Annotated in this window: 17 protein-coding genes and 1 pseudogene; 3 read left to right on the top strand and 15 right to left on the bottom strand. The window is 49.1% G+C overall.

Features of this window, described 5'->3' with window-relative positions:
* The first annotated feature begins 118 nt into the window (after positions 1–118).
* Positions 119–1,189 carry a M20 family metallo-hydrolase gene (locus AAE250_RS01730; RefSeq protein ID WP_294595204.1) on the top strand — a complete coding sequence of 357 codons (1,071 nt, stop codon included), beginning with the start codon at positions 119–121 and terminating at the stop codon, positions 1,187–1,189.
* Positions 1,190–1,200: 11 nt separating this feature from the next.
* Here AAE250_RS01730 and AAE250_RS01725 read toward each other — a convergent pair whose 3' ends face one another.
* From AAE250_RS01725 to dut, 4 genes are read right to left on the bottom strand one after another with little or no spacing between them, the layout of a single operon-like run.
* A complete protein-coding gene (locus tag AAE250_RS01725; RefSeq protein ID WP_294595205.1) occupies positions 1,201–2,520 on the bottom strand; it encodes a murein hydrolase activator EnvC family protein in 1,320 nt (439 codons plus the stop codon).
* Complete coding sequence (locus AAE250_RS01720; RefSeq protein WP_294595206.1) at positions 2,517–3,104, bottom strand: DUF4292 domain-containing protein; 588 nt, start codon at positions 3,102–3,104, stop codon at positions 2,517–2,519. Before AAE250_RS01720 ends, AAE250_RS01725 begins: the two co-directional genes overlap by 4 nt.
* Positions 3,082–4,881 (bottom strand): tetratricopeptide repeat protein, encoded by a 1,800-nt coding sequence (locus AAE250_RS01715; protein WP_294595208.1) that lies wholly within the window; start codon positions 4,879–4,881, stop codon positions 3,082–3,084. Before AAE250_RS01715 ends, AAE250_RS01720 begins: the two co-directional genes overlap by 23 nt.
* Positions 4,882–4,917: 36 nt before the next feature.
* Positions 4,918–5,349 (bottom strand): dUTP diphosphatase, encoded by a 432-nt coding sequence (gene dut / locus AAE250_RS01710; RefSeq protein WP_294595549.1) that lies wholly within the window; start codon positions 5,347–5,349, stop codon positions 4,918–4,920.
* 133 nt (positions 5,350–5,482) lie between these two features.
* Here dut and AAE250_RS01705 point away from each other — a divergent pair, with 133 nt between their 5' ends.
* Entirely contained in the window at positions 5,483–6,811 is a 1,329-nt protein-coding gene (locus AAE250_RS01705) for a deoxyguanosinetriphosphate triphosphohydrolase (RefSeq protein ID WP_294595210.1), read from the top strand.
* Between the two features lie 16 nt (positions 6,812–6,827).
* Here AAE250_RS01705 and AAE250_RS01700 read toward each other — a convergent pair whose 3' ends face one another.
* Both AAE250_RS01700 and AAE250_RS01695 read right to left on the bottom strand, forming a co-directional pair.
* Positions 6,828–7,814, bottom strand: a complete 987-nt coding sequence (locus AAE250_RS01700) for a GNAT family N-acetyltransferase (RefSeq protein WP_294595212.1) — start codon at positions 7,812–7,814, stop codon at positions 6,828–6,830.
* Between the two features lie 38 nt (positions 7,815–7,852).
* Positions 7,853–8,671 (bottom strand): 1-acyl-sn-glycerol-3-phosphate acyltransferase, encoded by an 819-nt coding sequence (locus AAE250_RS01695; protein WP_294595214.1) that lies wholly within the window; start codon positions 8,669–8,671, stop codon positions 7,853–7,855.
* Between the two features lie 225 nt (positions 8,672–8,896).
* Between AAE250_RS01695 and AAE250_RS01690 the strand changes: the two genes are divergently transcribed.
* On the top strand, positions 8,897–9,400 hold the full coding sequence (locus tag AAE250_RS01690; protein ID WP_294595216.1) for an RNA polymerase sigma factor: 504 nt from the start codon (positions 8,897–8,899) through the stop codon (positions 9,398–9,400).
* Between the two features lie 176 nt (positions 9,401–9,576).
* Here the strand turns inward: AAE250_RS01690 and AAE250_RS01685 are convergent, their stop codons facing one another.
* The 9 genes and pseudogenes from AAE250_RS01685 to AAE250_RS01645 form a co-directional block, all read right to left on the bottom strand.
* Entirely contained in the window at positions 9,577–10,380 is an 804-nt protein-coding gene (locus AAE250_RS01685) for a DNA-binding domain-containing protein (protein WP_294595218.1), read from the bottom strand.
* Between the two features lie 205 nt (positions 10,381–10,585).
* Positions 10,586–11,401, bottom strand: coding sequence for a KilA-N domain-containing protein (locus tag AAE250_RS01680; protein WP_294595220.1), 816 nt, complete (start codon positions 11,399–11,401; stop codon positions 10,586–10,588).
* Positions 11,402–11,650: 249 nt separating this feature from the next.
* Complete coding sequence (locus AAE250_RS01675) at positions 11,651–13,615, bottom strand: fimbrillin family protein (RefSeq protein ID WP_294595222.1); 1,965 nt, start codon at positions 13,613–13,615, stop codon at positions 11,651–11,653.
* 13 nt (positions 13,616–13,628) lie between these two features.
* Positions 13,629–15,632, bottom strand: coding sequence for a fimbrillin family protein (locus AAE250_RS01670; RefSeq protein WP_294595224.1), 2,004 nt, complete (start codon positions 15,630–15,632; stop codon positions 13,629–13,631).
* A 154-nt stretch (positions 15,633–15,786) separates the two neighbouring features.
* Entirely contained in the window at positions 15,787–16,104 is a 318-nt protein-coding gene (locus tag AAE250_RS01665) for a helix-turn-helix domain-containing protein (RefSeq protein WP_342288622.1), read from the bottom strand.
* 1 nt (position 16,105) lies between these two features.
* Positions 16,106–16,204, bottom strand: a pseudogene (locus AAE250_RS01660) (type II toxin-antitoxin system RelE/ParE family toxin); the annotation flags it as partial.
* 150 nt (positions 16,205–16,354) lie between these two features.
* Complete coding sequence (locus AAE250_RS01655; protein WP_294595225.1) at positions 16,355–18,037, bottom strand: fimbrillin family protein; 1,683 nt, start codon at positions 18,035–18,037, stop codon at positions 16,355–16,357.
* 75 nt (positions 18,038–18,112) lie between these two features.
* On the bottom strand, positions 18,113–19,168 hold the full coding sequence (locus AAE250_RS01650) for a DUF5119 domain-containing protein (protein ID WP_342288621.1): 1,056 nt from the start codon (positions 19,166–19,168) through the stop codon (positions 18,113–18,115).
* Entirely contained in the window at positions 19,165–19,818 is a 654-nt protein-coding gene (locus AAE250_RS01645) for a DUF3575 domain-containing protein (protein WP_294595229.1), read from the bottom strand. The genes AAE250_RS01650 and AAE250_RS01645 overlap by 4 nt, the downstream gene beginning before the upstream one ends.
* Positions 19,819–19,844 lie beyond the last annotated feature (26 nt).

Below are 19,844 nucleotides of genomic sequence, written 5' to 3'. Positions count from 1 at the left end.
TACTTTTGTCATCTGGCTTTCGTCGTAGCAATCTGCCAAATATTCACAAAATTGACATATTTATTAAAAAAACATTCGTAGATTTGTGCTTAAATTATCCATTAAATACATACGCAATATGATAAATGACATACCAACCCTTGTAACCGAAGCTGCCGGACTCCTCAAGTCGCTAATATCCATTCCTTCAATAAGTCGCGATGAAGAAAAGGCAGCAGATTGTCTGCAGAATTACATCGAAATGCAGGGAATGGAGACGGGAAGAAAAGGTAACAACATTTGGTGCCTCAGTCCGATGTTCGATTTGAAGAAGCCGACGCTGCTGCTGAATTCGCATATCGACACGGTGAAACCCGTCAATGGATGGAGAAAAGATCCGTTCGCACCAACATTGGAGAGCAACGGAAAGTTGTACGGACTGGGCAGTAACGATGCCGGAGCAAGTGTAGTCAGTCTGTTGCAGGTATTTCTGCAACTGTGCCGCACTACGCAGGCTTATAATATGATATTCCTGGCATCTTGCGAAGAAGAAGTATCGGGCAAAGGGGGAATAGAATGTGTGTTGCCGGAACTGCCGCCCATACAGTTTGCCATTGTGGGAGAGCCTACGGAAATGCAGCCCGCCATTGCAGAAAAAGGCCTGATGGTGCTGGACGTTACCGCTTATGGAAAATCGGGACATGCTGCACGCAACGAAGGAGACAATGCTATATATAAGGTATTGGACGACATTGCCTGGTTCCGCGATTACCGCTTCGCCAAAGAGTCACCGCTGCTGGGACCGGTAAAGATGAGTGTAACGATGGTCAATGCAGGTACACAGCACAACGTCATCCCCGACCGCTGCACTTTCGTGGTAGATATCCGCAGCAACGAATGCTACACCAACCAGGAACTTTTTGCCGAAATACAGAAGCACATTACGTGCGAGGCCAAGGCACGCTCTTTCCGCCTGAGCTCCTCGCATGTGGAAGAAACTCACCCGATTGTACAGAAAGCCATTTCATTGGGACGAGTTCCCTTCGGCTCCCCTACTCTGTCGGACCAGGCACTGATGTCTTTCCCCTCACTAAAGATGGGACCGGGCAAGAGTGCCCGCTCGCACACGGCTGACGAATTTATCTTCATTAAGGAGATAGAAGAAGCGATAGCACTTTATTTAGAGCTACTTGACGGCATGCAGTTTTAGTGTTCAGCCGATTAGCGGTTCAACCACGGCTCCGGATTCAGTTTCTCCTTTTCCTTTCTTAACTGGAAGTGCAGCACTGTACGGCCATTGTCGGTGCCATCGGAGAAGATTTGTCCGAGCGGCTGCTTGGTAGTGACATCATCACCTTGCTTTACGGAAGCGGAAGACAGGTTACAATACACGGAGATATAGTTGCCGTGGCGGACCAGGATATTGAATAGCCCGTTCAACTTGAAGACTGCGGCAACCTTACCGTCGAATATGGCACGGGCCTGTGCTCCCGGTTTACCTTGGATATCAATGCCTTTATTATCCAGTTTGACGTTGCGCAATCCCTCAACGGTATATTGACCGTAGTGGCTGGTGATGATATAAGAGCCGGTAATGGGCATCGGTAGTTTCCCGCGGTTACTGGCAAAGTTACCGGACAGTTCACGGTCGGCCTTGCTCATGGAGTAAGTTTCCAAAGGAGCAGCTTTAGGCTTTGCAGACGTAGAAGTGGAAGCGGTTGCAGGCTTATCGGTCTTTTCTGTTTTCTCGGCAGCCTTCTTACGGGCAGCAGCCTCACGGCGTGCTTCTGCTTCGGCACGCTTACGGGCTTTCTCTATTTCTTCTGCTATCAGGCGGTCGATGCGGGCATTGAGCTGATTGGCTTCGCGGCGTTTCTTGGCAAGTTCGTTCTGCAAGCCACGTTGCTTCTTTTGCAAGTTGGCAACCAGTGTCTTTTTCTCTTTCTCCTGCGCCTCCAGTTTCAGCTTTTCTTCTTCACGCTCTTTCAGTAAGTTTTCCTTGGCAGCCTTCACTTGCTGAAGCTCTGTTCTTTTGCGGTTCACTTGCTCTTGCTTCTTCAGCACTTCCTCACCCTGCAGGCGCTGATAGGTGGCATACTCACGCACATAGCGCAGACGCCGATAGGTCTGTGCCAGGCTCTTGGCAGAGAAGATAAACATCAGCTTCTCCTCAATGGAGCGATTCTTATAGAGGTATTGGACAGACGACTCATACTTCTGCTTCTTGTCCTGCAGATCCTTTTGCAAGCGGGTCAGTTGGCGTTGCAGGGAGCCCAACTCACGTTCTATGGACTCTACATCACTGTTGATGGCAAGGATGTAGCGCTTTCGTTCTTCTATCTGTCCGGTCAGTGCAGCCAGGCCGTTCAGCTGGCTACCTACATCTTTCTTTGTAGTTATCAAGAGTGTTTCGGACTCTGCAATCTGCTGTTGCAAAGCCCCGCGTTTGCTTTCCAATTCTTTAATCAGCTTGTTGGACTGGGCAAGAAGTGGGAAAACAAGGCAGAAACAACCTGTCAAAATACAAAGGAGACGTTTCATAAACTCATCAGCATTTCCAAAAGTTCTTCCAATGGAACTTCCTTATATCTCTGGGAAAGCTTGGTGGGTGTTATCGTGAATGCTTTATCCGAGAAATCAGAAAGCTCTATTTTTCCTTTTTCCAAAGCAGGGATACCCAGTTCTTTACCCGTCAGCACCTTCTTGCCGTTGGGCTTGGAGGCGGCATAAAGCAGTTTCTCCAGATGGGCAAAGTCTGCCTTTCTGGGCAACACATCCTTGAGCTCTTTGCGTGTGGCGCGCACATAGCGTTTCCCCATACGGTCCACCAGCAATATTTCATCCTGGGTAGCTTCCAGGCGTGCCACTTCCGAACGGAGTATCGGCATCAGGAAGGATAGCTGCACGCATTCACCACTCTTCATTTTCATCGTGCCGTTCACGGTAAGAATCGCATCTTTATGTGGAACAGTCAGTTGCACCTTAGAAGACAGATATCCGGAATCTTTGGACAAACTTGCCTGACGTGACGTCTTACAACCGGCAAGGCATACAGCCATCAAAAGAATCAAAGACAGAAAGCGGAAGTTTTTTGCCGCGCTCTTATTCGGTAGGTTTAGTTTCATCTGCTATATATTTCTTTTTTTGTATTTTCTGTTTCAGGGTTTTGGACTTGCTGCCTGCCTCCAATGCCTGTTTCCAGAACTTCAAGGCACCGTCCACATCGCCCGTCATGTAATAAATGTCTCCGCAATGCTCCACGATGACATCACTTTTATCTCCCTCGTTCTTCAAGGCATCGTCTATATAGAGGCGCGCCTCGGCATAATTCCCTTTCTCAAACAAGATCCACGCATAGGTATCGAGGTACGTGGAGTTATTCGGCTCGGCCTTCACCGTCTTATAACTCATTTCCTCTGCCTTATCCAGGTCGCGACGTTCCACGGAAAGATAGTAGGCATAGTTATTCAGGACACCGATATTCGAGGGATTGTATACCAAAGCCGAGTCGTAGGCGGCATAGGCATCGTCATGCTGGTTCTTGGTGTGATAAGCATCTCCGATGATGGCATAGAAGTCGGAGATAACCTCCTTCTTACTGTTGTCTTTAATATGCGTCAGGGCACGCTGGCAGATGGCAAGGGCATCGTCTGTCCGTTCCGCCTGATTATAGGCTATGGCCAGGTAGAAATAGAATTCCAGCATATCGGGACTTGCCTCGACACCGGCTTCGCACAAGCGTATAATTTCTTCGTAATCTTCCTGACGTACAGCTTCGCCCAGCAACATCATGCGTGCCGCTGTATTCGTAGGATCAATGGCCAGCACTTGGCGCAGTACAGGCCAAGCCTCCTTGTTCATTCCCTTAGAAAGCAAGTATTGGGCATACAGCAGCGGCAGTTGTGCATCGTCCGGGTCTTGCTCCATGATGCGGCTGAAGAGAGTGATGACGCGGGTACTGTCCTTTCCGTCCTGCTCATTCTGCACGATGAATTGGCGCATTACGCTTAGTTTGGTGTCCGAAGGCACTTTCCTGTTCAGCAACAACGTATCCAACTGCTGCTCATAAAGTTCCTTCTGCCCTGTTTCTTCGTAGTAAGAAGCCAGCGAGTACATGGCCATTGCATTGTCCGGTTCCTCGGCCAGCACTTTCTTGTAGATGTCATACGCCTGGTCCTTCTTGCCGTTCTGCATGTACACATCGCCCAGTACAATCTGATAACGCGTGTCCATGGGATATTCGGCCACCAGGCTCTCTATTTCGCGGAAAGCACTCTTATCGTCTTTCTTCTGCAGATAAATACGGAACTTCTCCATACTCAACTGCTCGTTCTTGCCCATCCGCTCTTCGAGCTTGTTCAGGACGTCGATTACTTTATCATACTCTTCCTGGCGGTTATAGATCTCCAACAGGTTGTACAGCGGGTCCATCTTGTCGGAGAAACGGGTAACCATACTTTCCAGCAGAGTAGCGGCTTTCTCCGTCTCGTTCTGTTGCAGGTACAAATTGGCCAATCCCTGGCTGTACCAGTAGTTATCGGGATCGTTCTCCACCGCCTTCTCCAAGGCGGCTTCGCCCTGGGGCATTTGCTTGAGGAACATGTAGTACTGTGCCACTTCATACAAAGCCGATGAAGCATTCGGGTTGATAGTCAGACAGTGCTGCAACAAGTCGAAAGCTGCATCATAGTCTTTCTGAACTTTCAGGCGGGCAGCTTCCAGGAAGAAGTAGTCGTATCTGCGTTGCTGTTCGGGAGTCAGCCCCTGCACGGGAAGAGCCGCCTTCTCTTCTGTTTTCTTTTTCTTCTTCTTCTTAGCAGTTGCCTCGGCACCCAAAGCTACAGAAGAGAACAAGAAGCAGTTCAACAGCAGGAATAATACTATGTTAATTCTAAGTTTCATCAATTATCACATTATCACATTACCACATTACCACAATTATACCCCCGTATGCCCGAACCCTCCGGCACCGCGTTCCGTCTCGTCCAGCACCTCCACGTTTTGCCAGACGGCCTGCTCGTGACGGGCTATTACCATTTGGGCAATACGCTCTCCATCTTCAATGACAAATGTCTCGGAAGAAAGGTTTATGAGGATAATACAAATTTCACCCCGATAATCGGCATCAATCGTTCCGGGAGAGTTCAATACGGCAATACCTTTCTTGATGGCCAATCCGCTGCGCGGGCGTATCTGTGCTTCAAAGCCGGCAGGCAGAGCAATGTAAAGTCCCGTAGGCACCAGGCAGCGCTGCAGCGGAGCCAAAGAGATCGGTTCTTCAAGGTTTGCACGGATGTCCATTCCTGCGGATAATTCGGTAGCGTAAGCCGGAAGCGGATGCTTCGATTTATTGATGATTTGTACGTTCAACATCTTATTTACATTCGTTTATTTAGTATTTAACGGGCGAAAATACAGTTTTTGAAGCAAAATAGTGATACATTTGCAGTTAAATAATAGTAACTTCATTTGTAAATCGCACACAGCTAAATAGTAAACAGCCATGATGGATTGGAATACCCTTATATCTGCCAAACGCTTCGGACTGGAAGAATTTCACCGCGAACGTCACGAAAACCGTTCAGAATTCCAGCGGGATTATGACCGCCTTGTATTCTCCGCTCCCTTCCGCCGGTTGCAGAACAAGACGCAGGTCTTTCCCCTGCCGGGCAGTATCTTCGTTCACAACCGACTGACGCACAGCCTCGAAGTTTCGTGCGTGGGACGTTCTTTAGGGAACGATGTTTCCAAAGCCATCCTCTCCCGCCATCCGGACTTGCAGAACTCCTATTTACCGGAGATCGGTTCGATAGTTTCCGCCGCCTGTCTGGCACACGATTTAGGCAACCCGCCTTTCGGCCACTCCGGCGAGCGTGCCATCTCCACCTACTTCTCCGAAGGGAAAGGCATGGTACTGAAAGAGTTGCTGACCGCTGCCCAGTGGGAAGACCTGACGCACTTTGAAGGTAATGCCAACGCTTTCCGGCTCCTCACCCACCAGTTCGAAGGAAGGCGGAAAGGCGGCTTCGTGCTCACCTACTCCACACTTGCCAGCATCGTAAAATATCCCTTTTCATCGAGCCTGGCCGGTAAGAAATCCAAATTCGGCTTCTTCACCACCGAAGAAGAAAGTTTCCACCGGATTGCCGAGGAACTGGGAATGAAGAAGCTGAACGACTCCCCGCTGAAGTATGCCCGTCATCCGTTGGTGTACCTCGTAGAGGCTGCCGATGACATCTGCTATCAAATGATGGATATCGAAGACGCACATAAGCTGAAGATACTTACCACCCAGGAAACGCAAGACCTGTTGCTCTCCTACTTCCCGGACGAACGAAAAGCGCACATGCTCGAAACACTGCATATCGTAAGCGATCTCAACGAACAGATTGCCTATCTGCGTTCGTGCGTCATCGGCCTGCTCATCCGCGAGTGTACCCAGGCTTTCCTGGACAATGAGGAGAAGATACTGAAAGGAGAATTTGAAGGAAGCCTCATCAGGCACATCTCCGAACTGCCCGCTGCCGCCTACAAGCATTGTGCAGACCTTTCTTTCGAGAAGATATACCGTTCGCGAGATGTATTGGACATCGAACTTGCCGGTTTCCGCATCATCAGCACGCTGCTCGAATTGATGATCGATGCCGTACGCTCCCCCGAAAAGGCCTACTCCCAATTGCTCATCAACCGCGTTTCGGGGCAATATAACATAAAAGCGCCTGCACTCTACGAAAGAATACAGGCGGTATTGGATTATGTTTCGGGCATGACGGATGTCTATGCGCTGGACTTATACAGAAAGATTAATGGCAATAGTCTGCCGGCGGTATAAATAGCCGGCAACTATTTTATTTGCTGGCGCTAAGTATATTGTTCGCCCCCGATGTAATCTTGCATGCCTCCGGTTCGTTTTCAATAAACGACTGGATATGACGGATGCGCTTTTCGGCCAATATCTCATCGACTGCAATCAGAATACCGGTCTCTTCCACATCGCCAAAGCCGTAGTTGATAGCGGTACCAAACATACGCATCGTGGGACTGAGACTCATATAAGCATTCACCAAAGGAGGAATGTTATATCCCAACTTACGGATTTCGCAATTCAATATTTTATAGTCCTCTTTGAAAGTATCCTTACAGAACAGAGCAGCCAGTTCTTTCTCATCGGCCTCCATTTCCAACGGTTTCATCGGAGTAATCAGATTATCCTTATCGGGGAAATGTTTCTTCAGGAAATAGAGTATCATGTCACGTCCCTGGCGGTGATAACTGGGATACATGGTCACCTTGCCAAAAAAGTACTTCACGTTTGGCATCACTACCGTCAAGGCGCCCAGACCGTCCCACAGATTGTCGAGGGCAAACAAGCCTTTGCTGTCAGTGCGGGTAGACTGATATTCCAGCGTAACGAACGAACGTCCCAACTCTATCGTAGTAGGAAGATACTCCTTCAGGAACTTTTCAGAGAAGTTGAACATGTGGGCCGTTGCCAGAATGGGAACATTGTGCTCGTCGAACCGGACATCCGTACCCAGGATGTAGCGGTAACCGCCTAAGATTTCTTCAGCTTCCGGGTTCCATACAATCAGTTGCTTGTAGGGGTTCTCCATGATATCGTATTCGTCGATATCCATAGATTCGCCGGTACCACCTCCCGCAGCACGGAATGCAATCTCGCGCAGGCGTCCGATTTCCTTCATCGTATTCGGAGAATCCTGAGCGGTAATGATATATATCTGGTTATGACTTCTGTTCGTCATGCGCAGGCGTTTCTCTTCAGTCAATTCCGCTTTCAGCAGTTCCTTGCTTATCGGTGCAATAATATCTTCCATATTTTCTTATTAGTAGTTCTTCTTTAAATACGGTATTTCTACAATTTATATACGATCTCCTTCACATATTGCGCCCATTGTGCCGGCGTCCTCGACTTGTCGAAAGTCTGCCAGGGGATGGGTTTTCCTATGGTGATGGTAAATGTTTTGTGACGGTTCTTCAGCATCTCGTCCGCCAGATAGAGCATGGCGATATTGAACTTGATGCCCAAAGCCTTGCAAAGATTGGCGAGATTATAGAAGAAATTGGAATTCCGTCCCTCGAAGTGAATGGGGACTACATCCCGATGCGCTTCCACGCTCTTTACGATAAACGCCTTTTTCCATTCCAGGTCACGGATCACTCCATTCTGCCTGCGCGAACACAGTCCGGCGGGGAACATTATCAGCTGGTCGTCCGAAGCAAATCCTGCTTCTACCATCCGGGGAAAGTCCTTGGCTTGCTTGCCGGTCTTGTTGATAGGGATGCAAAGCGGAGCCAACCCACGCAGGTTCATCAGCAGGTCGTTGACCATATATTTCACCTTACCGTCGTAGAAGCTGCCCAGCACATAGCCCAGCGCTACTCCGTCCTGTCCACCCAAGGGATGGTTGGATACAAAGGTATAAAGTCCTTCTTCAGGCAGATTTTCTTTCCCTTTCACCACAATATTGGCATCGAGGAACTCCAGACATGCTTCCAGGAAATCTACTCCGACTTTATCTTTCGACTCCCGCAAAAAGACATTCAGCTCCTCCTGATGAACGATATGCTTCAGGTAAGAAACGACGAACTTGGGGATGTACCTGGACTGCTTCGGAGCTTTCTCCCGAAGTATCTTGTCTATGTCAATCAAAAATAAAGAGTCGTCAGCCATTCTTTTTTCGATGAAATGAATGTGCAAAATTAACTCATCTTTTTAATTAATCGCAAGAAATTGATAGAAAACTGCACCCAAAATCTATCAAAAAGCACCTGACACCTATCAATTGTTAGTTTTTCCCCTAAATTGTGTTTGAAATTCGTCGGCTATGGAGAGAATTCTTTCGTAAACTTGCAACACCAAATTAAACGAACAAGTAAATAAAAAAACATAGCACATATGAACAGTATAACATTTAAAAAAGACCTGCTCGGAGTTCAAGACGACTTATTACGTTTTGCATACAAATTAACCTCCGACCGTGAAGAAGCCAACGACCTCTTGCAAGAGACCTCTCTGAAAGCTCTGGATAATGAAGAGAAATACACGCCCGATACCAATTTCAAAGGTTGGATATATACCATCATGCGCAATATCTTTATAAATAACTACCGCAAAGTGGTACGCGACCAAACGTTTGTGGATCAGACAGACAATCTCTATCACCTTAACCTGCCGCGCGACGCCGCTTCCGAGAATACCGAAAGCGCCTACGACCTGAAAGAGATGCACCGCATTGTCAACGCTCTGCCGCGCGAGTACAAGATTCCTTTCTCCATGCATGTTTCCGGTTTCAAGTACCGCGAAATCGCAGAGAAGTTAGGACTTCCTCTGGGCACTGTGAAGAGTCGCATCTTCTTCACCCGCCAGAAACTACAACAAGATTTGAAAGATTTTGTTTAGACGAATCGCCATCAACCAGCAATTTCAATCTATATAGTGCAGATTTTAGTTGTGTCAAAGGGAAGAGGCAGGCTCGGATACTCCGGGTCTGCCTCTTATGGTAACCTGCCATTGATGCCTTGTCACCCTACCATTGACGTTTTGTTACCCTACCATTGATGCTTTGTCAGTTGCCTTTACCCTAACGGGTTCTCGCTCTGGTCGCCGTCGCTGCCAGAACCACTGTCGCCGCCGCTACTGGAGCCGCCCCCGGCAGGAGCTTCACCTATATAAATCGTCTGCAAGGCATGCCGCGGAGTTTTCAGCAAAGTCTTGCCGGGGGTGTATTGCGTGGTCACCGTCAAGGTATATTCTCCGTCCTTTAAGCCGGAAGGCAAGAGAACAATCAGCTTCGACGGGTCGTTCACTACCAGCATGTCGGCACCCAACTTGGTCACCTGTCCGCCCTCCGCAGCCGTCAGCGTGATGCCTACCGAAGGGTCGCTGCCCGCCACTTTGATATTCTTGCCCAACACCGTGAAGTTACGTCCGGCAGTTGCCGAGAGGTTGGTGGCACGGGTGGCGGCATCCTGCGTGCCGTTGATGTATATGGCTGCCTGGCGGTCGCCGAGAATCTGCACGGTGGTGTCCTTTATCGCTTCGCGTAGCTTCTTGCCTTGAGTCAGCGATACGTAGATGGAGTTCTTCTCCGGGTTCCACACGTTGCCCTCGGCGAGACCTTTTATCTGCGGGACGGCGCGGAAGAGGTCTGTGTTTACGCTATAACCGTTCATTACCAGCTCGGAGAGAACCTCATGATAGAGGTTTACACTGGCGGACATCGTTTCGCGGTGTAGGCCGGGGTTCTTGTCTGCCATGCGGTCCAGCACGAACTGTTGGTCTACGCTGCGGGTGGATTCGAGGACGAAGATTTTATCGGTCTTGTCGTCGGTGGTGACGGTGTTGTCCGCCATCCATACTTTGAGTAAATTCTTTGCCATATTCTTTTTTTTTATGGATAGGGGAGAAGGGACTTTTCAGCGGCTACTCTCACCATCCGGGTTAAGCTTATTATTACTATAGTTTACATATTCAGCTTGCCGGAAACGAGAACGTCCCGCCCCGTACACTTGTCAGTGTACGGGGCGGGACGAAAACTATTATAGAACGTGCTGAAAATCTACCGATTCATTCTCGTGAGAGCAATTACTTGAGGTATTTCTTGTTTACATCTTCCAGTATCTGCATCTGCTGGATAGCTATCCGGTTCAGCCTGACAAGCCTTTCGTGCTGCAGAAGTCCTTCGCCTATGAATACGGCGTTCAGGTTCTCCATGTTCGAGAGGCAAATCAATTCGTTCACTGTGGCATAGTCGCGGACGTTTCCTTTCAGGTCGGGATGCGCATCGCGCCATTCGAGGGCGGTGAGGCCGAACATGGCAACGTTCAGCACATCGGCTTCGCTGGCGTAGATGCGTGAAGCTTGTTGCGGAGTGACTTCTGCCGGGATAAGGTTTTGCTTGATGGCATCGGTGTGGATGCGGTAATTTATCTTCGACAATTCCCGCTTGGCACTCCAGCCCAGTTGCGCCTGTTCCTGCTCTTTGAGGCGTTGGAACTCGCGAATCAGGTACAATTCAAATTCCACAGATACCCAACTGGCAAACTTAAAGGCAATATCACGCTGTGCGTAAGTACCGCCGCCTGCACCGTTTTTTGAGAGGATGCCAATAGCTCCGGTCAGTCCAATCCAACGCGTGGGACTCATCGTGAAGGCATTGCTACCGGCCTCTGCCAAAAGGGGGTCGAATTCGACCCCTTTAAAGTCGGGGTTATTCAGTTTCTCCCACAATCCGAGATATTCCAACGTGTTTTTGACGCGCATCCAGTTTTTGACAACGTCCTTTGGTTCTATCGGGTTCTTCTGACGAGCAATATCCGTGATGCAGATATAATCTATTCCGTTTTGCTGTAAGGTTCTTATCGTAATGTCCCTCACTTGGAGTGCTGATTTCTTAACCATAATACTATGTTTCTCTATATACCGCAAAGGTACGCTTTTCCCTTCAAACCCTAACACATTATTTATGAATAGTTTTCGTTTCCAACAAATCAAAGAACGCTTTTGTTAATTAAGTTATTTTCTCGTTCCACCTCTTTCCGATTTCCTCCTTATCATTGTGGAGACGGGATTGGTTGAATTAATGATTTACAATCAATATTCTTTTCCGTGGCAGGCAATATTGTCCTGTCATTTATCTGAATGCTTTCTCTAATCATACGGATTCGCTATATAATCTTGCGCTATCTTATCAATGTTTTCGACAAAGTAACTGTTCTCTCCGGAAATAATCATGGCACGAGGACCTTTCATAAAAAGAGTTTGTCCATCAATTTTTGCAAGTGTGATGCTCGTGTCCCAATGTTTCATCATATCCAGAAATCCCCCGCTTGGACCAATGACGCTCCACTTGCCGGATGCAGGGTCTCTGTAGCAGAGTTTTATCCCATCAGAGTTACCTACCAACGCATAGTCTTCGTAAATAGCTATCGGTATACCCACACCAGTCGATGGCTTTGTACCTGTCCATTCCTCTGTCTGTTTTGTTTCTACATTATAAATAGTTACATTGCCGTCCCCAATAACCCTCTTTCCGTCAGTGGCTGAACGTTGGCCAATACGATCATGTCTCCACTTCCAACCTTCACCCGGAACATATTCATAGACACCACTGTCGGTAGTCAAAATATTTCCAACTATATCACATTTCCAAGCACTTATTCCTGCTGGTTTATATTCCGGTGTTCCTAAGTTACCGTCCTCATCAATAGGATATATATAAGAGTTATACGCACCTCCACTTCCACTCACTAAAAAATTCTCGCTGATACAGATACTATACCCTTGTCCCGAAAGATTTCCGTTTGAACAATACCAGACTCCGGTCGTTTTACTCCTTTTGATGAAATAAGTGGTATTATTGGCACTTAATCCGACATAATCTCCACACATGACGAGCGAACCACCGTTTTTTAAGATGTTACTATATGTTTTTGTCGGAAACTCTACCGTTCCCTCTTCGTCCTCATACACCAACACCCCATCTCCCCACGAACCATCCGGTTGTTTGTCATACACTCGGTAGCGGTATTCTCCGGTATCGGGGTTCTTAATACAGCAAATCAATCGGTTACCGGAAAAAGCACTACCTACCGCGTTGGGTAGGGTAGTCAGCTTCGGTTTAATAGCAGCATCCTCGCTCGCTTTTAGTTCAGTGGAAAACTTCGTTTTCTGCCCTGCCTGCAAAGCAATCTCACCGCTTATCTTGCAAACATACTCCTTGCCATTAGCCAAAGTGACGATAATGTTCTGCCCTTCGCCCAGCGTTTGGGGTGGCAACAGGCACTCGAAATCCAGATGATATATCTGCTGGTCCGACCACGAGCGCTTCATGCGGATGGTCTGCGTACCCGCTTTGTCGTTGTTCGGGAGGCTTAGCTGATATGCGTTGGAAGAAGCATCTGTGGCTATCGTACCGTCCGCATAGATGTGGGTGATTTGTGCTGTCGCATCCATTACGTCCGGTTGCGTCACCGCATCGTCCACAATATCCACGGACAGGAGGAGGCGTGCCGTAAGATGGTGGAAGGTGAAACTCAGCGTGTTGGTGGCGGGAGATACCTGCTGATGCGCCGCCATGCAGATGGCGGACAGCAGCTTCACCTCCGAAGTCTGGTCCTGTGGGATGGAAATAGTGGCACCTACCGCAGGCAGGCTGCTGCTCATCGTTCCGTACCAAGCATATACATCCACCGTCGTAGCCGTGCTTTTTAGCAAATCCGACCACAGTTTCCGGTCGGTATCGGCGGAGTTCGGGACGAATATGCCGTTTGTCCCCGAGCAGAGGTATTTATAGGAAGTGCTTTCGCTCCACCCGATAAAAATCGGGTCGTTTTCCGTAAAGGACGTCCGGTCGTTCCGGTCTGCCACACGGGTGATCGTGCTGTCATTCTCAATAGAAGCGGTAACCCGGAAATCCGAGTTACCTCGCTCGCCGCGCTCCGTTTCGTCCGTGCAGGAGGCTACAAAGAGAAACAGTAATAGTAACAGCGATGCCGGGAGCAGACTCTTCGCTACGCACAGAATCGTAAGAATGCTGCCGATAATCGTTTTCATCTTCAAAATCATAAGCATGTTCTCCTTATTATTATTACTATAAGTATGTTCTATCATCATATCCTACCATTTATTACCTGTATAAATTCAACACTACCTGTTCCACGGTGTTATCTCCCGTATTTATCACCTCTTTCCAGAGCGCCCAGCCCGTGTGCTTGTCTGCCTCTGCATTCAGTGAACTACGCAGCCCCGTGAAGTCCGTAAACGTTGAAATTCCCGTGGATGTATCGTCCGGCGTACAACCTGAGGCGGTTCCCGACTTATAGTGGCAGGAGTTGAAACTGGCTCCCGTCTTGTCGCCCACCAGCCACCCGGCGGAAGGCGTATTCCCGTCCCCACCCTGATTGTTCAGTTCGGAAAGCTGCACATAGCAGTTGTTCACCGTCTTGCCCGATGCCATACCACCCACCAGTCCGCCAATACCGCTTCCTGTCGATGCTTGGGTGAAGCTTACTTTGGAGGCGGAAACCGCCCCCGTACCTTCATAGACGGCGGAGTTCAGAATGTTCCCGCCGCAATAGCCCACCAATCCACCCAAATACATGCCGCTCGTAGCGGAAGTGTTGGTGTTGATCACGGTTGTCTTGACCAACTCTACCGAACAGTTCAGGATGTCCCCGTCCACCTTGCCTGCCAGCACGCCTGCATATGTGGCATTTGTCGATTCGATACTGCTTCCCGTGGAAGCGCTGTTGCTGGAGATGGTCCTGACCCGCAGGTTACTGATACCGGCCTGCGTATACCCCACGATGCCCGAATACTCCCCTGCGATACTTTGGGAACTGTTCTGCAAATCGATGCCGATTTCCCATCCCTGCCCGTCAATAGGAAGGGTGAGCGGATGATCTTCCGTACCTACAGGCACATAAAGTTCACCGGAGCTGACGCCTGTCAGCAGAAACGAAGAGGTCAGTTTGATGGTGAAGACACGGTCAGTCCCTTTTGTCTCATACCAGCCGTAATCCTCGTAGAGTGTATAGTCGGGAGTACCGTCAGAGGAGGTTGGAAGCCCGTTGGCGTTCCAAGTTTTGGCAAAGGACACCCACTCGGCAGAGGTACTGATGCCTTTTTCCTTGCCGGACAGGTTGCCTCCCGTATCTGTGGTCCAGTCATTAGCTACAGTGGCGGTCATCGTCCCGTCTTTCTTCACATTGAGCAGGTAGTTCACACCTCCTTCCTGTATCCAGTCGGTGGGAAACGCCACATTGCTTTTCTTTATTTCCAAGGGACTGTCCCCGTCCTGCGTATAAGTAATGGAGAATGTGGCGGAAGCTTTGCCGGGCAGGAGGAAGAAAGTCGCCACCGTCAGGGCATCAGTGGCATTGGCTGTCACGTTCGTGCCGCCACCGGGAAGGGTTGCCGTACAAGTTTTCGTGCCTGTATAGCTTCCCCAACTGAAACCATTGTCCGTAAACGTCAGTGTCGCCGTTTCGGGGACGTTGTTTACGGTCAGGGCGGTCACTTTAATCCCAACTTCACTCTTAATGCTGAACTTTACTTTGGCAAGTACGTGTTTCATCGTGAATCTGATGTTGCCGCCCGTCTCGCTATACGTCTGGTTCATCAACGGGAGGGAAACGAGCAGGTCTGCCTGGTCGGCTTCCGCCGCCGATACGGTGTAGGTCAAGGCAAGGTTGTTTCCTCCCAGCGTTGTCCCGTCCATATACGGTGCGTAGGCAAAGAAGCTCAATTTGTCCGTATCGTTGTTCGACCAGTATTTTAGGGGGGAGTACGTCCACGGTTTTGTGCTGTTTGTCCGCTCTACCTTCTGGTTGAACATGAATTCCGATGTGGCGGCGCTTTCGCTGAAATCACCTTTCGTCAGGTAGGCGAACACGCCTATGGTGGTCAGATTGCCCGTATTCAGTTCCGCACGTGTCTGTGGTTTCTCTACCGTGGTGAGGAAACTCAGCGGCAGGCCGTCGCCTTGCGGAAACTCCTGCGCTTCGTCCCCCGCACTGCAAGCGGAGAACAGCGAGGCGGTAAGCATTACCGCAGCAAACAACGTCGTAACGGGGTTCCCTCTCCGCCGTCCGCCTGATAATCCATGTGTCAGTTCGTTTCTATTCATCATTCTTTGCCTTTTTCCTAATTCTTTTTCTATCGTGTGATGCAATCGGAACGTCCTCTCCGACTTGCCGGAAACGAAACGTCCCGTCCGCTTCTCTGCTTTGAGAAGCGAACGGGACGGAAATTATGAAAAAACAGGTTGTACCTCGTTTTAGCCTTTATAGAATAGTCAGGCTTACCCTTTTTCCCAACCCTTCAAAGATACGGAAAAGCGTGGAAAGTTGCACATCCGTTTTTCCGTTCTCAATGCGTGAGATATACGACTTCTTGGTGCCTATTTTCTGGGCAAGCTGTTCTTGGGTAAGACCTGCTTGCAGCCTTTCTTCCTTTAAACGTTCTGCAAGAATAAATGCTTCTGCACCTTGTTCAAAGACATTACGCTCAGGAGTTCCTTTGGCTCCATACTGAATATCAAGAATGCTATCGTAATCGTCTCCGCATTCCATTATTGCCTTTCTTTTTTCGTCTTCAGTCATTTCAGTATCCTTTTTTTGTTTCAAAATATTCTTTCATTATAGATTTAGCCCTTTTTATTTCATCAGGAGGCGTTTTCTGCGATTTCTTTTGAAAACCGTTGATTCCCTGCATACGCCAATCATAATTTCCGTTTCCAGCATGTCAAAGAACGAGCGTTATAACTTAATTGTTTAACTGTGGGACCGGGAAGGGAGATTCAACCCTTCCCGGACTTGATTGCTCAGGCTTTCAGCCTGAGGATGCGGGGTATTAGCTCGCTTTAGCTGGCACTTTAGTAAGGATAACAGGACTCGTATTCGATGATACAGCACTGCTTGCAGACCAGCCTGACGGCGCAGTTACCGCAAAAGTTTTAGAGCCGTCTATTCCACTAACGTTACTAAGGTTAATCTCAATCCGGTCACCAACTTCGAACTTATCAGTTGAAATGCTCAAACTACCACTGCTTAAATCTATGGTTGTTGCACTGCTTATGGATGTGTTGGCAGGTGCTGTAACCACGAAATAATTGCAATTGGGATTTTTTTCTTTTGCAGAATTCAATGCCGTGATGGCAGCAGCCACTCCTTCAGCATTAAAAGTTGAAGCTACTGCTGCAGAAGGTGCATAAACGATTTCATCTTCTGTTCCCCAAGTATCTACATCTGCGTCTACCTTCACTTCATTCAGCCCAATCGTGAAGATAAAGTTATACGCCTTGCCGCGTTTCAAGGTGCCATTCGGAAGGGAGACGGTGGCCTTGGTTGAGGTCTTGGAGTATTTTTCACTGCTGCCATTAGACAAAGCGTCATCGAATGTGATGACATCATAATCAATCTCTACTAGGACATCCTTTTCGGAAGTGATGCCACCGGATGAAGTAAGATTAGTATTATCTGTAGGAGGAATGAGGAACAGGTATTCGTCAGTAGTCTTGCTGTCTACATCTTTGCGTTGAAACAGTTCCGTGGCGGTTCCATCTTGCTTTAAAACGACACAGTCCGTTGAATAATTCTTGTTGTAAAATGGCTGGCCTGAACCACTGCTACGGTCTACAAGAGACAGGACGCTGGCTAAATCATAATCAGATTCGGGTTTAACACTCGTGCTCTCTGTATAATCCCAAGTATCAGAGACCCATTGGTACACTGCTTTGCCATAGAATTTAGAATCGCTATTGTTGTTTTTTCCAACTATACGTGCACCTGTCACACAAACATACGTTTTGCCATCGCCTGCAGCACCCTGACCCGAATTGGTAAGATTCTTATCCAGTTTTGCCTGAAAATTCGCTCTGGACAGGATATGCTTGAATTGGAATTTTATATTTTCAGTAGTCCGCACTTCATCTTTGTTGGTAGCCACTACGAGATCGACCATCGCATTGGCGCTGCTATTGGTGCCGGTACTGGCACCGGCAGCCGCGCTACTTGCTGTACCTTTCACGGTAAAAGTCAGTTTAGGGTAACCTTGGTCTGTATTACCTGACAATGTTATACCATTATCAATGGCAGCTTCGCCACTTGTCGGGAAATTCGCAGCCGCGCTATACGGTCCATAAGCAAAGAACGTAATCTTGTCACCTTTCGTATTCGGCCAATATTTCAAAGGGGAATATTTCCAAGCACCAGGGCTTGTACTCTCCCATGCCACTTTCTGATTATACATGAAATTGGGAGCATAGCTATTGTTCGAATTGTCCGAAGGAAAGCCAGTCTGTCCGGTATAATACGCCAGCACACCGAATCCGCCCCCTTTGGTACTCCCGCTGGTAGTGGCCGGACTCCCTTGCAAAAGGGTCTGCGTGGTTTCCACACCTCTCGTCTGTACCCCCGTGTACACACTGAACCCTACCGCCGGATTGGCATCCGGACTCATTTCCGTAATCTCATTCTGCGAACAGCCTGCAAGGGCAAGGGCTGAAATCGCAATCAACAAATTCCTTGTTTTCATAAATCAAAAGTTTTTAATGATACATTATATTGTTAGTTTCGTAATCAGTTCTTTTATTAGCTCCGTAATCAGCGTTTACAGTGGCAACTCGCTTTCCTCCTCGTCTCCCCAATCATCCACGTCGATATCGAAACCTGAGTCGGAGCCGCCTTCGGGCTTTACGTCGGGGATGGGCGGAGCGGTGACCTCGATATAAAGCACCAGCGTACCACCTTCATCCTCCAACTCGTGCGCGGTGATGTCGAATACTTCATCCACTGTCGTCTTGCCGTCCACAAGCAGGGCACGCAGTGCCAGCTTGCGCGGAATCTCAGTCTCAAGGCCGAAAGTATTGAAGCGTCCGGTCAGCGTACCATTGAAGGGCGAACCGTCCGTGAAAGCAATATCATCCAACGTGAACTGCTGGAAGACGGTCTCACCGGAGACCTTGCCCGTAGAGAGATTGACGGACTCGGCCACCCCTTCCAGCGTGCCCGCTGCCGAACGGATATTATTCAATCCGACAACGTTGACCTCTACCTTCACTTCACGCGTCAGGCACCGGGGGACGAAAGACAGCACATACCGGCTGTCTACGCCCGAAGCCGGTGCGGAACGGCCGCGTGCCGCCGTAGGGCTATAGTTGCCCAGCATCTCTTCCGTCACCTCAAAGTCTTCCACCACACCGGCTGCCAGCTTCTCGGGAGAACTGACAATGACGCGCGTCGTGATACGCGTCGCCGGATCGGTACGGGTTTCCACATGGCGGGCATAGGCTTCCAGCTCTTCGTAGCATTCGCCACGGAAAGACAGACCGCCGAAGTCGCTGAAGGAACGGTTGAAGACCAGGACATCGTAACGACCCTTCGGCAGGCGGACTTTCTCGTAGGTGCGGTCGCCCATCAGTACCACTTTCGGCGTACCTCCATCCCGGGGATAGAAAACGGCAGTGGCACCGTTGGCTGCTTCTTCCGCATCCAGACCGGCACGGCTCCAGTCTACACGGATTTCAAACTCGGCTTCCATGTAATAGGTCAGTTCGCGACGGTCGCAACCGGAGAGATACAGACAGAAGAACAAAAGGACAGATAAGGAATAATTTGTTCTTATGTTCTTTTGTCTAAAAACAGACATATATCGTATGTGTCTCATCGTGCCCCTCCTTTCTTCGCCTTGCGGTTCAGCAGCCACACCAGCGAGATTTTCGCTTTCGTGGGTCCGAACCAGGTGTATTTGCCGTTCTCCTGCCAAAGCAGAGTCCGGTAATTGTCGCGGGCATGGTAATGGCGGTAATCGGTGCGGAGCATGCCGATGCCGATATTCAGTTCTAGATGCAGGTTGCGGGCGATGCGTGTAGTCCAACCATAACTGATACCTGCGGCGATGAAGAATTCGCCCTGATAACCGTTCTCTTTCCATTGCAGGTCGTACTTGCCGCCTCCGGCATACAGTCCGAGGAAATGACCGGTAAGCACTTCCCGCTTCATGCGGCTTTCCCTGCTGCCCAGCCAGTAGCGTCCTTCCAGTCCGCCCATCAATATCTGCAAGGCATATTTGTCACCGTCCAACAGCCACCACGGGAGCATGTATTCGCCGTTCACCGACCAGCGTTTGCCTATCGGCACTTCTATCTCCACATTCGGCATCAGGGCAGCATCAAACAGCAGGTTGGTTTTCAGGGCGAAAAGCGGACGCTCCTCCACCGCCTTATTTTGCGCATGGAGGCCGGGCAACAGCGTAAGCAATACTCCGCAGCAGAGGGCAAGACGCCTGATAGTTCCTATATAGTCAGGTAGATTCATAATTCTTGATACTGAACACCGGTCGG

Source organism: Bacteroides sp. GD17 (assembly GCF_038448625.1).
Classification (GTDB): Bacteria; Bacteroidota; Bacteroidia; order Bacteroidales; family Bacteroidaceae; genus Bacteroides.
This window is presented reverse-complemented; position numbering and strand designations above follow the sequence as displayed.